The organism is Candidatus Brachybacter algidus (assembly GCF_016707225.1).
In the GTDB taxonomy this organism is placed as follows: domain Bacteria; phylum Bacteroidota; class Bacteroidia; order Chitinophagales; family Saprospiraceae; genus Parvibacillus; species Parvibacillus algidus.
Genome location: NZ_JADJID010000001.1, coordinates 648,969 through 663,438, shown reverse-complemented (window position 1 = coordinate 663,438; position 14,470 = coordinate 648,969). Strand labels below are relative to the sequence as shown.

Sequence of the window (14,470 nt, the reverse complement as noted above, 5' to 3'; positions counted from 1 at the left end):
TAGCTTTGAAATAGACAATTAAGTTTGTATTTGCTTTCGTTTCAATATAAATGTTTAATTTTAGCCCTTCAACCAGTTTTATTTTATTATAATAGTCAAGCCGAAAAACAGTATGAAGTCAATTGTACATTATTTTTTGTTAATATTCATTCTGACAACTTCAACAAAAACCTTTGCACAACCCGGAAATGATGATTGCGCTGATGCGCTGCCAATAACCCAACTGGACGGCACGTGCATTAGTTATGATTTCAATGGGCCTACTTTTGACCTTATCAATGGTAGTTGCGCAGTTCCGGCAGGGACAAATACCTGGTTCACATTTACAGCACAAGGTGGGAATGCCACATTTAATATTACAGGAGATCCTAAACTTGCGATAACCGTATTAAGTATGCCAACTCCTTGCAGTGTAGCAGGAGCTATCGAAATGGGATGTGGGTTCTCTACATTTACACTAAACAATTTAGTAGCTGGTGATACTTATTATGTTATAGTTTCAAATTCCGGATTTATAGGTACCGGATTTGAAATGTGCGTACTGAATCCACCGCCACCTCCTAATGACGATGCATGCACAGCTACAGGAGTAGCACCTAATGGGTGTGTAACAGGAACTACTTTGGGAGCTGACGCTGACTATACCGTTCCAGGATGCCCTCCCGGCAATGTACAAAATGCGGTATTCTTTAGTTACGTATTAGGACCCTTAACGACTGGTTTAGATATAGCGATTGCGAATAATGGCATCACCGGTCAAATGGGAGCGATGCTACTAGAATTTCCTAACGGCTGCACTAACGCACCTTTTCTAGCATCCGGTAATTCTGTTTATTGTGGTCCATCGACAAATACGCTTTCCTTTGATGGACTTACTCCAGGGAGTACTGTTTATCTTATGATTGGATCGACGACAGCAGGTGCAGGTATAATTACCGATATGTGCTTTACAGAGATAGAAGGCGATCCGCCCTGTGCAGCCAATGTTGATTGTGCTAATGCCGAAGTTATTCCTATACCGAATCCAGCAGAACCAGTGTGTGTAACAGGTTGTAATGTCGGAATGCCGCCAGGAGGATTTACCAATTGTAACAACGCATTTTTGAATCCAACTGCATGGTATACTTTCAATACAGGCCCTAATAATACTGCCGTATTTAATTTTACAGGCGGTGATCTTACTGCCGGCTCTTTTGTGTTAATGACAGGATGTAATGTCATAGTTGAATGTAACCCTCAGACAATAACTCTTCTTCAGAATACTGATTATCAAATCGCTATTTCTGACTCAGAGGGTAACGTAGGTAACTTTGAGATGTGTATAACCCTCCTTAATATTACTGCTCCTTGTATTAAAAGTGAGGAGTTTACTATAACAGGTGCAAGTATGGGCTCTCCACTTGAAGGACCTTTCAAACCTTGTGAAGTAATAACATTCCGCTATTCAACCAATTTTTTTCTCAGGTGGTGATTGTCAATGGCTCCATACATTTATACCTTATATGAGTGAATGTTGGAATAATCAAGTACCAAATCTTATCGGGTATCCCGGAGGAACTAATGCTGGCAATATGGCTTGGTATCCCGCAAACACTGTCTATTGGAAACCAACTACAAATAACCCTCCAAGTGCAATTGGAATAAATGGCAATGGCCAAATCTGCCTTATCGGCACAGCAGGCTGTAATCCTTTTGTGGGTGGAAATGGTGCTTGTGGAAGTACTGATGGAACTGGACTTCCAGGAGGATGGGTTGTTACAAACACATCAGGAAGTTGCGGCGGATCAACTGCTCCAAATCAATCCTGGGGGATTATACAAGGATGTAATACTAATTCAACTAAAATTCTTCAATTTCAGATGACCGTACCATGTAATGCATGTACGTCATGTGAAGATGATCCTGAAGGATTTGTAATCGGTATAGCTTCCTTCCCGGATGGTGCTACAGGTGGGTGGAATAACCCACAGTGTAATGGAAATGGAATTTTAAAGAAAACAATACTTGTTGAATGTTGCACACCTCCTACAATGGTCATGGTCAATGGGGAGACCTGTAGTGATAAAACTTATTTTGCTGATATAACATTGGATCCACCGAATTCAACACTTGAATGGACTGTGGTAAATGCTAATGGTGTCTTGGGCGCATCCAGTGGTGCCGGTTCAACATTCTCTCAAACATTGACCAATACTAGCAATACCTCTAAAGTGGTAACTTATTCTGTAATCCCGATCAGTCCAACAGGCTGCCGTGGTGAGGCCCAGTTGCTTTACGTCACTGTTTTACCAGCCGTGATTGCTAATGCAGGACCTGATAAAAATTCCTGCCCGGGAGCAACTGTTACCATTGGTGGTAACCCAACAGCATCCGGTGGCGCAGGTGCGCCATATACTATATTATGGAATACAGGAGATGTAGACCCAAACATTATGGTAACACCTTCATTGACCACTACTTACACCGTAACTGTCACTGATGCTAGCGGTTGTCAAAAAATAGATGAAGTTACAGTTACAGTTTCGGGAACTCTTGAGGTTAATATAACACCTGATCCGGCTGAATTTTGCTTCTCAGATAGATTTAATCATTCACTTACAGCCAACGTAAATGGCACTAATACTCCTTACACATATAATTGGGTAACTCCATGGGGCAATCCAACTTCACAAACTGTAACTATCCTAGCCCCTTTTGCAGGAACCTTCCAGATTCTGGTTGAAGTAACTGATGCAATTGGATGTATAGGAATCGGACAAGTTAACTTGACATTAAATCCAGATCCATTTGTTCTAATACTTGACGCCCCAACTGCTCCTCTCTGCCCTACCGAGAACTATCAGATCTCGTCATCTCCATTATACGTTGATGGCACTGTATTTTCATCTGTTCCTCCGGGCCTTATAACTGTCGATGGAATAATCCAAACAAGTCTTATGACTCCTGGAGTTAATTATTGGATGTACGCTACTAATATCGACCCTATCACAGGTTGTAAGGGAAAAGACAGTATACAAGTTAAAACATTACTGCTTGACGATCCGATTATTACCCCTGTAGGACCATTTTGTGCCAATGTCTCAACGAACGTCCAGCTAGTAGGTACACCACCAGGTGGTGTTTGGGGTGGCCCAGTGACACCTTCAGGTATTTTTGTACCTTCTACCGCTGGCGCAGGTATTCATACTATAACCTATTTAATCGGTGCAGGTACCTGCACAAAGGATACTACATTTGATATAGTTGTTAATCCTATTCCGACGCCTACAATTCTTGGGTTAACGCCATTTTGTATAGCTCAAAGCCCTGACCCGATTTTAACCTCCAGCATTCCAGGAGGCACATGGTCCAGTCCAATTTTAGCCGATGGAACAGTTCCGCTGAGCACAATGACACCTGGAAATTATCCAATATCTTATACGGTGATCGTCAATGGTTGTCAAGGAGTAGTAAATGGCAGTTTGATTATTGCTGACCAACCGGTAGCTAGTGTAGCGCCTGAAGCTATAGTGTGCAACGTAGACCCATTCATGAAAGATAAATCAAAGATAGATCTTGACAATGCTGTGACTGGCGCTACTAATGGAACTTGGAAAGAATTAACTCCTTTGAGTGGAGCCGTAAATCTGGGAGGAAATGAATATGACTTCTTGGGAGTGCCAACCGGGACACTTGCTACTTTTGTCTATACAGTAGCAGCTACCGCCCCTTGTACCGCTGTTACAGACACCATAGTTATTACAGTGGATGAAGAATGTGATTGCCCAAAATTGGATTTCAATCAAGCACTTCCTTTGTGTACAAATGCCGGAAGCTTAGATTTAAATTCCTTAAAAATCAAAGCAGGACTTGGAGGCTGGACATTGACTTCAGTACCTGCAGGATCAGACCCGGCTACATTGACAGGTTCAATTTTTAATGCTACTGATGCAGATCCTGGCTCATATACTGTTACATATACATTAAATCCATTACCGACTGAACCAGATTGTCCAATTGATATCAATCTAATTATTGTAGTCAATCAAGAAGTAGTATATGCTTTAACTCCTTCTATTAAAGTTTGTAATAATGTGCCAAAACCACCTTCTGTCAAAACAGTCGTCAATCTTGACAACATGTTTATTGGCCAAAGTGTGATTGGAACCTGGTCTAATGATGATAATGTAGGACTCAATACCGCAGGGAATACATGGGATTTCACCGGAGTTGCAACAGGAACCTATCAGTTTACATTTACACCTAGTGGAGGAGTTGCACCTTGTGCAAATACTCCTACTACAATTGACGTTATTGTCACTAATGAGTGTGATTGTCCTAATTTGGCAGTTTTGACACCATTAACTGCAATTTGTAGTAATAATACTTCAGTAATCGATCTGAATACTAAGATAACCAGTGCTGTTCCGGGAGCATGGACTACCATTTCAACTCCTGCAGGTAACGCTAATACTCCGCTGGCTGGTGGTTTGTTTGATCCAGCAGGTAAAGCAGTAGGTACTTATACTTTTAGATTCGAGATTGGTATTACTCCACCGGAAGATTGCGACAGCACAGTGCAAGTCACTGTGACTATAAGTCCTGAGCTTATATATCAGCTTCTACCTGATGCAAGCGTATGTAATATTGATCCTAAAAATGAAAATGACAATCAACTTAATTTCTCAGGTCCTTTAGTATGGGCCAGTGCAGTAGTTGGTGGAACATGGGCTGACACGGACAATTCAGGTGCTACTCAAAGTGGAAATGTGTGGACCTTCAATGGAGTACCTACAGGTACTTACACTTTTACTTTTACACCTAATGTTGCTCAAGCTCCATGTCCAAATACTCCTCAGACTATTGAGATCACAGTAGTGGACAATTGTGCTTGCGATGACCTGCCAGCAATTCCAGCATTAGCTGCCGCCTGTAATAATGCAGCAACTATCAACTTAATTGCACCAGCAGGTACGACCGGTACATGGTCAATCAAATCAAAACCAGCCGGAATAAATCCTGCGATTATATCAGGTAATTTATTAGAGACTCTTGACAAGGACCAAGGCACATATATTATCAGGTATTTGTTTAATAATATTCTTGCCGGCTGTCCGGATTCAGGTTTTGTTACCCTTGTATTATCAGATTATAAATCCGCAGGTACTTCAGGTCCTGATCTAAAATACTGTGAAAATACTGTATTGATTATTGATCTATTAGATGAAATAACCGGAGAAGAACCCGGAGGAACATGGACTGAAGTAGGTCCTAACACCGCAGGTGCCGCTTTGACAGGGACTATTCTTAAAATAACAGATCTAAATCCAGGTAATTATATTTTCGAATATAAGCATGCTGCCAATGGAGCCTGCCCTGCTAATAGTTCTGAAGTCAATGTTATGATTAATGCAAACCCGATAGCTGAAGCTGGCGGCGGAAGCGAACTTACTTGTGAAAAGGCGAGTGCGGAAATCGGTGGACAATCAAGCAGTACTGGTCCAAATTTCGCCTATTCCTGGACAGAGAAAAGTAATAATCCTATACCAAATCCAAAATCCCTGACTAACACAGTAACTTTGGAAGGAGTATATTATCTGACAGTGACAAATACCGTAACTGGTTGTATAGCTGTAGATAGTGTCATCATAACCTCTGACCCTAACCGACCTCAGGGAATAGTAATAGAAAGAGATGGACCTACTTGTTTTGGTTTCAAAGACGGGTATATCAGAGTTACAGAGATCAAAGGTGGTTTGCCTCCTATTCTATACTCATTGAATGGCGGACCATTCACTTCCGTTAAATCTTGGTCTAACCTTTCGGGTAGTAATAATACACTCCAGATTAAAGATGCTAATGGTTGTCTACTTGTATTGGATAATATTGTATTAATAGAGCCCACCTTAGTGACAGTAGAAATGGGTAATGATACAATATTAAACTTAGGAGATACATTATTAATAGATCCGGTGATTTCTATACCTGAAGATTCTATCAGTTCTATTGTATTCAGTTCTGATTTTGATTTCATTACCTGCACTGGATGTTTTGACATAACAGTATTCCCTAATCAAACTACTGAATATTCTGTTGAAGTTAAAGATCACAATGGATGTAAGGATACTGACTCTAAGAGAGTTGTCGTGCGTAAAGGTGTTAACATCTTCATTCCTAATATATTTAGTCCAAATGGTGACGGCAACAATGATAATGTCATGATATCAACTAATGACCGTGAGATTAAAAGCATTAATTCGTTTCAAATTTATGATAGGTGGGGAGAAAAGATGTTTGAGGCATTTAACTTCCAGCCTAATGATCCCTCTCAAGGTTGGGATGGTAAACTTAAAGGACAAAAATGTAATCCGGCAGTCTATGTATATTGGGCAGAGGTCGAACTCTTCGATGGTACCAGGCAGATAGTCAAAGGTGATGTGACTTTGGTCAGATAGAATATTAAAACAAAAGAGCTACTTATATAAGTGGCTCTTTTGTTTTAACACAAGCAGTCTTTGTGATTAAACTACATTATTTTTGGGAAATATTGTTCTGAAAAAATATTGTTGTTTGTATTATACCAAATAATGTTACATAAACTTATTCTAAGATTAATGAATTTCAAAAAAATTGTTTCCCATGCATAATTATGCTAATTTAGCATTCTTCATCTACAATAAATTTTCACATGAAAATAGTTCTACGAATTTTTCTCTTACTATTTAGCATTTTACATAGTAATTACCTATTTAGTCAACCCCCTTCAAATGATGATTGTAATAATTCCATTATAGTTACTCAGCTGGATGGTACTTGCAATACTTATGACTTTGATGAGTCAACTTATGATTTCGTAAATGGAGGTTGTGCTGATCCGGCAGGTCAAAACATTTGGTTTCTCTTCACCGCTCAAGGTCCAAAAGCCACTTTTACCGCAGCACCAATCGTAAATAAGCCAATGATTACAGTAGTTTCAATACCTAGTGGTTGCGGAAACTTAACAGGAGCATTAGAGATGGGATGCGCAGGAGGCTCTTTGACATTAAATAACCTCACAGCCGGGCAAAATTACTATGTGATCATAACTACATTTAGTGGTATTCCTCCAGAGATTGATTTGTGCATCAACAACCCGGTCCCCCCTCCTAACGATGAGCCTTGTAATGCCATAAATATAGCCACAAACGGTTGTGTCAATGGCACCACTTTAGGAGCAAATGCGGATTTCGTAATTCCCGGATGTCCTGCTTCCAATGTTCAAAATGCAGTGTTTTACGCCTATAATTTAGGCCCTACTACCGTTCAATTAGATATTACCGTCGGTACAAATACAATGACTGGAAACATAGGTGTTGCTTTATTAAGCTTTCCAACCGGATGCAGTAACCCTCCTACCCTTGCTGCAAATGGGACCTTTTATTGTGGACCAGTTACCAATACATTTTCATTTGATGGCCTCACTCCAGGATCCACTGTTTATTTCATGATTGGAAGTACAGATGCCGGGGCCGGTAATTTTACTGATTTTTGTATTACAGAAGTAATTGGTGTTCCACCATGCAATACAAACATAGATTGTGCGAATGCACTTCCTATCACCATACCTACATCTGCCACACCTGTCTGTGTTCAAGGCTGCAACAATGGCATGCCCGATGGCCCATTATTATCAGGTGGAGGACCATGTTCTAACATGGATAATCCTACTGCATGGTTCAGCTTTAATACCGGACCTAATAATACTGCGGTTTTCAATTTTAGTTCTGCAGATTTAACATCACCTTTATATGCAGTTTTTAATTCCTGCAATACATGGTTAGAATGTAACCCCGTATCAATAGATCTTACACCCAATACAACATACTATGTAGCTGTGACAGATGCCAATAGCGCTACAGGTAATTTCGAACTTTGTATTACATTATTGAATATCACAGCACCATGTATTACTACCCAGTCACTTACAATAGTCGGAGCGAGTCTGGGATCTCCCCTCTCAGGACCTTTTAAAAAATGCGAGGAAGTAACTTTTAAATACACAACCAACTTTATTCAGCTAGGATCTCAGTGGATACATAGTATGATGCCGGTAATCAGTGAATGTTTTGAATATACTCAAGGAACTCAACCAACTCCATCTGTGCCACCTACCGGAAATGCTTCATGGTCCTGGTATCCAGCAGGAACAGTATATTGGAAACCAGTTAATAATGCAAACAGTGCAGTTGGTATAAATTCAACTACGGGGAATATTTGTATTATCGGCTCCCCGGGTTGTGCTGCATTCGTAGGTGGAGGCAACTGCTCCAATACTGGTACTGTGATGCCTGCAGGATGGATAGGTCCAACCTATTCTGGCACATGTTCAAGTTCAGCGCCAAACCTTTCCTATGGAGATAATAGCAATGGCATACACTCTGTACAATTCACATTAAAAATTCCTTGCACCGCATGTTCTGATATGACTTGCAATGACTATACGGTAGCCATTACTTCTTTTGCTGATGGCCAGACTGGAGGTTGGACTAGTGCCGCATGCAACGGGCACTCTATAGTAACCAAGAAAATTGTAGTTCAATGTTGCACGCCTCCTGACATGATTCTTGAAGATGGAGAAACATGCAGTGGTAAAACATTTTTTGCAAATATCATTTTAGACCCTACAAATTCAACTTTGCAATGGGAGGTATTGAATGCGAACGGAGTTTCAGGGGCAACAGCAGGGACTGGTTCTACTTTTTCAACTACTTTGATCAATAGCACAGGATCTGTCAAAATAGTAACGTTCAATGTATATCCCGTTAGCGAAACAGGATGCGTTGGAGAACCCCAAGTGCTTAGCATCACCGTTTTTCCTGAACTTATAGCTGATGCAGGACCTGATTTTGCATCTTGTCCGGGTGCGATTTTAGAATTGGGCGGCAATCCTACAGCCTCCGGTGGAGCGGGTGCCCCTTATACAATATTATGGTCTACAGGTGAAGATACACCTAATATCACAGTAACACCAACAATAAATTCCACTTATAGTGTTACAGTCACAGATGCCAATGGTTGCGAAGATGTAGATGATGTAATTGTCAGTGTATCGGGAGTACTCACCGTAAGTATCTTACCCAACCCAGCAGTCTATTGTCTTTCAGATCTGACAGGTAAAACTTTATCTGCCAATGTTAACAGCACTAATTCGCCATTTACTTATAAATGGACCACTCCTTGGGGAATATTTGACACCCCAACGATTCTAATCGGCGCTACGATGGCTGGAACTTCCCAGATCACTCTCCAAGTGACTGATGCTTATGGCTGTCAAGGAATAGGAACGCTTAATCTAGTTATCAATCCTGCACCAAGCCTTATGTTTGTTAATGCTCCTACTGGACCATTGTGCCCATTGGAAAGTTTTCAGATCATAACAATTCCATCCTATACTCAGGGAACAATATATACTTCGAATCCTGCAGGATTTGTAATCACAGACGGTAATATTCTGACCGATCAAATGACACCAGGCGTTCAATATTGGTTTATAGCTACATATACAGATCCTCTGACAGGCTGCATCAGCAAAGATAGTTTTCAAACTGAAGTAATATTACTTGACGATCCGGTAATTACTCAGGCTGGCCCTTTTTGTGCAAATACCAATGGCCCTATCCAACTAATCGGAACGCCAACAGGTGGCACCTGGATAGGAAATGTATCAGCTAATGGAGAATTCTACCCGAATTCTTTTGGAGCAGGCATTTATAATATAGATTACATTATTGGCAGCGGTACTTGTACGAAACAGACTTCTACGACAATTACAGTTAATCCTAATCCAACACCTATACTTTATAACCTCACAAGTTATTGTACAAATGAAACGCCAAATCCTATACTGGTTTCAGACATTCCTGGAGGTACATGGTCTGCCCCTTTAAACAACTTTGGTGAAGTCCCATTAAACACTTTGGCTCCAGGAATCTACAATTTCACTTACACTGTCACTGTAGACGGATGCGTAGGAAGCCTTAATGACAACATCATCATAGCAGATCAGCCAACTGCCTCCTTAATCCAAACTGGAGTAGTCTGTAATGCTGATCCGGGGATGGAAGGAAAATCAAAATTAGATCTGGATGACTTTATTACAAGCGGTAGCTCAACAGGAATATGGAAAGAAATCGCACCACTAAGTGGAGCTGTAACCTTCGGCAACAATATATATGACTTTACAGGTGTAACCAATGGCACAATAGCAACTTTCTCTTATACTTTAACTGCTGCACTGCCATGTGCTGATTTCATAGATACCGTAAGTATAACTGTAGATGACAATTGTGATTGCCCGAAAATTCAATTCGGCCAGGCAAATCCACTCTGTAATAACAATGGATTACTTGATTTGAATTCACTCAAGATCAATGCTGCAAGTGGTGATTGGACTTTAATTACTGTGCCATCCGGAAGTAACCCGGCCACATTGATTGGATCCACTTTTGATGGAACAGGAAAGGATGCAGGTACATATGTCATGAGATATACACTTAATCCTCTTCCTACGAATGTTATTTGTCCGACATATGCTGATATCAGCATTACATTAAACCCTCAGGTAGTCTATACTTTAAAACCTGAGATTAAAGTTTGTAATAATGCCCCCAATCCACCTTCAGTTAAAACACAGGTTAATCTTAGTGACTTTTTTGTCGGCCAATCAGTGATTGGCACTTGGAATAATGATGATAATGTAGGCACTAACATTTCAGGTACTACTTGGGATTTTACAGGAGTAGCGATAGGCACTTATAAATTTACATTTACATCCTCTAATGCGATCGCACCATGCCAAAATCTTGCAACCACTGTTAATATAATAGTTACAGAAAATTGCAATTGCCCTGAATTGACATTGAATGTACCTTTGACAACAATTTGTTCTGATCAATTAGCGCTGATCGATCTATCCACATTTATAACTTCAGCTGAGACCGGTACATGGAATATTATAAAAAATCCATCCGGCATCGTGAATATACCTATACCCGGAGGCAACTTTGACCCTACCGGCAAAGCGACAGGTAATTACGAGATTAAATTTGAGATCAATATAAGTCCTCCCGATGATTGTGACAGTGTCCTGATTCTTAACATCGAGATTGTTCCAGAACTGGTATATGCTTTACTTCCCGATGCGACAGTATGTAATATTGATCCAAAATCAAATGGAGCCAATGAATTGGACTTTTCAGGAAATTCTATCTGGTCAAGTGCTTCGATAGCAGGAAGCTGGACGGATACAGATGGATCTGGAGCTATACAAAACGGCAATATTTGGAACTTTAATGGGGTTCCTACTGGGGTTTATACATTTACTTTTACACCTTCTGGAGCTCAGACTCCTTGTACCAATAACCCTCAAACCATTGAAATCACTGTAGTAGACAATTGTGCCTGTCCTGATCTTCCTGTCCTCACTCCTATTGCTGCAATTTGTAACAATACAACAAGTATTAATTTGGTCGTACCATCAGGAGCTACCGGAACATGGACATTCAAGTCCATCCCGGCTGGCAGTAATCCTGCAGTCATCAACGGCAACACATTGGAGGTCAATGGCAAGGATTCTGGCATCTACAGATTAAGGTTTAGATATGACAATATAAGTGCGGGATGCCCTGATACAGGGTTTGTTAATTTCACACTTGATGAATACAAATACGCCGGAATTGCGAATAATACCTTAAGTTACTGTGAGAGAACCGCTTTGATTATTGACCTTATGGATGAGATAAATGGAGAAGATCCAGGAGGCGTATTGACGGAAGTTGGACCTAACACTGCTGGTGCTGCTTTAGTCGGTAGTAATCTTAAAATCAAGGATCTATCACCTGGTGATTATATATTCCAGTATAAATTTAATAATGGTGGAGCCTGCCCGGCAAGTTCTGCTGAAGTAAATATTAAAGTATTTGAAAACCCAATTGCTGATGCCGGTATCTCACAAGAATTAACTTGCGAGAAAGCAACAGCAACAATTGGTGGAAGTAATACAAGTACCGGTCCAAACTTCACCTACTTATGGACAGAAAAAGATAATAAAATTATTCCTAATCCTACTGCACCAACTCTATCAGTTTCATTGGATGGTACTTATTATCTGCTGGTCACCGAAACAAAAACTGGATGCATTGCAAGAGACACTGTAGTGATCACTTCTGATCCTGACCGCCCTCAAGGTATTGAAATTGAGAGAGATGGACCTACTTGTTTTGGTTATAAAGATGGATATATTAAGATCACAAAGATCGAAGGTGGAGCTCCTCCCATCCTTTATTCATTCAATGACGGACCTTATTCTTCAATTAATTCGTGGATCAATCTTTCAGGAAGTTCTAATGTGATTAGAATTAAAGATGCCAATGGTTGTACACTTGTTCTTGATGATATAAATCTCATAGAGCCCCCTCTGGTGACAATTGAACTTGGAAATGATACAATTATCAATATTGGCGATACTGTTCTGATCGATCCCGAAATCTCGATACCCGATGAAGATATAGGCACTATCACTTTTAGTTCTGCATTTGATTTTATTAACTGTGCAGGTTGCTTTGAAATTACTGTATTTCCAAATCAAACTACTGAATACACAGTGGAGGTTAAGGATAAAAATGGATGTAGCGATGTTGATACCAAAAAAATTATTGTCAAAAAAGGTGTAAATATTTTTATTCCAAACATCTTCAGTCCAAATGGAGATGGAAACAATGACAGGGTAATAATTTCAACCAATTCAAAGGAGATTAAAAAGATCAATTCTTTCCAAATTTACGATCGTTGGGGAGAAAAAATGTTTGAAGCTTTGAATTTTGAACCCAATAATCCAGCTGTAGGTTGGGATGGAAATCTCAAAGGACAGAAATGTAATCCTGCTGTATATGTCTATTGGGCAGAGGTAGAATTATTCGATGGAACAAGACAAATATTGAAAGGGGATGTTACACTAATCAGGTAACTCACACTCACAGATCAAGAACATGGGTAGAAGTAAATGATGCTTCTACCCTTTTTTTTATTCTTCAGCCCCCGCTGGCGCGATTTTTCAACTCGTGCCGTCCCTATATACTAATCAATAAACCCACTCATTCCTCCGCCAACCTCACGACCAAGCCATCACAAGCCCGATTAACCGGTATCTGACAAGACAACCTGGAATTCAATTTGAAATTAGGAACTTGATCCAACATTAATTCTTCATCCTCCCCCATTGAATCCAGAGCATCTCCTCCTTCCTCTATAAGTACCTGACATGTGGCACATAAAGCCATCCCACCGCAAGTCGCCATAATCGGCAACCCATCCGCTTTACATAGTTCCATAAGAGAAATACCTATCCCATCAGGTACTTCATAGTCATGCTGCTCTCCATGACGATCTATGACAGTAATTTTGATTAAATCGTCCATTCGTCGTTTTTAGTCTGAAAGATCTGATTGATATGCTTTTCGATATTCTGGCTAATCTTTGTGATCGGTAAGTCATTGCTGTCATCACCAAACGGGTCTTCTATTTCTTCTGCTATTAATTCCATACTCGCAAGTACATAAAATACCATCGCAACTATTGGAGCAACATAATACCCAAGTAAAAAAACATATCCAAAAGGCAAAGTCATTATATAAATGAATATAAATTTCTTAATAAATGCACTGTATGAATAAGGAATAGGCGTATTTTTTATGCGCTCACATCCTCCACAAACATCAGTAAATTGTCCAAGATCCTTTAACAAACTCTGAAAGTGCCAATCATCTATCTTGTTATTCTTTCGCATTTTAAAAAGTTTGTCATGCATCAATAATGCCACATGATTTGGCTCATGATCACTGTTTGCAAAATTTGCAAATTCAGGATGCTCTTTCTCATCAAGGACAAATTGAAGACCTTTACTGATCAGATAAGTTCTTAATGTGGCAGCATATAAAGGGATCATCTTTCGGTAAAATTCCTTGGTTTCTTCATCCAAATTGCTATCTGATGCAATTTTAATAGCCAAATTCCTACTTACATTGACAAGTTGCCCCCAAAGTTTTCTACCTTCCCACCATCGATCATAGGCTGTATTCGTGCGAAATACGAGAAGAATTGAGATCGCAAAACCCAGCAAACTATGCATTATGGGTATATTTTTTATCCAAGGATGATCAGTAATATCCAGATATTCTTGTTCCCAATAGGCTATAGCTACAGAATAAATAGCTATTACCAAAATCATTGGCCCTAGTTTTCGGAGCGTGTCCGATTTGTGCACTTTAAGTATAAAAGTAAACCAATCTTTAGGGTTGTAAATCAGCATTAAATCAATTTTTAAAAGATAAATGTAGAGAATATAAATTTTTGAACCGTGATTATTCTATATTCGTTAATAATTTTAATCTTCCAAACAGATTTATTGATTGTATTAATAAATCTAATTGAGTATTTATTTCCTTTACAATCTGTT

Annotated in this window: 5 protein-coding genes; 3 read left to right on the top strand and 2 right to left on the bottom strand. The window is 39.8% G+C overall.

Translation table 11 applies throughout. The annotated features are described in order from the left end of the window. The first annotated feature begins 112 nt into the window (after positions 1–112). From IPI15_RS02630 to IPI15_RS02620, 3 genes are all read left to right on the top strand, one after another. Entirely contained in the window at positions 113–1,471 is a 1,359-nt protein-coding gene (locus IPI15_RS02630) for a hypothetical protein (RefSeq protein WP_287419090.1), read from the top strand. Between the two features lie 31 nt (positions 1,472–1,502). Continuing rightward, positions 1,503–6,434 carry a T9SS type B sorting domain-containing protein gene (locus IPI15_RS02625; RefSeq protein ID WP_287419088.1) on the top strand — a complete coding sequence of 1,644 codons (4,932 nt, stop codon included), beginning with the start codon at positions 1,503–1,505 and terminating at the stop codon, positions 6,432–6,434. Between the two features lie 233 nt (positions 6,435–6,667). After that, entirely contained in the window at positions 6,668–12,982 is a 6,315-nt protein-coding gene (locus IPI15_RS02620) for a T9SS type B sorting domain-containing protein (protein WP_287400551.1), read from the top strand. Positions 12,983–13,109: 127 nt separating this feature from the next. Here the strand turns inward: IPI15_RS02620 and IPI15_RS02615 are convergent, their stop codons facing one another. Further along, complete coding sequence (locus IPI15_RS02615) at positions 13,110–13,433, bottom strand: 2Fe-2S iron-sulfur cluster-binding protein (protein ID WP_287400550.1); 324 nt, start codon at positions 13,431–13,433, stop codon at positions 13,110–13,112. Beyond that, positions 13,421–14,323 carry a bestrophin family protein gene (locus IPI15_RS02610; RefSeq protein WP_287419086.1) on the bottom strand — a complete coding sequence of 301 codons (903 nt, stop codon included), beginning with the start codon at positions 14,321–14,323 and terminating at the stop codon, positions 13,421–13,423. Before IPI15_RS02610 ends, IPI15_RS02615 begins: the two co-directional genes overlap by 13 nt. Between the last annotated feature and the right edge of the window lie 147 nt (positions 14,324–14,470).

Bases quoted from the DNA above. Each gene is read 5' to 3' on its own strand.
- IPI15_RS02620 (WP_287400551.1), top strand. From the start codon at position 6,668: ATGAAAATAGTTCTACGAATTTTTCTCTTACTATTTAGCATTTTACAT.
- IPI15_RS02610 (WP_287419086.1), bottom strand. From the start codon at position 14,323: ATGCTGATTTACAACCCTAAAGATTGGTTTACTTTTATACTTAAAGTG.
- IPI15_RS02625 (WP_287419088.1), top strand. From the start codon at position 1,503: ATGAGTGAATGTTGGAATAATCAAGTACCAAATCTTATCGGGTATCCC.
- IPI15_RS02630 (WP_287419090.1), top strand. From the start codon at position 113: ATGAAGTCAATTGTACATTATTTTTTGTTAATATTCATTCTGACAACT.
- IPI15_RS02615 (WP_287400550.1), bottom strand. From the start codon at position 13,433: ATGGACGATTTAATCAAAATTACTGTCATAGATCGTCATGGAGAGCAG.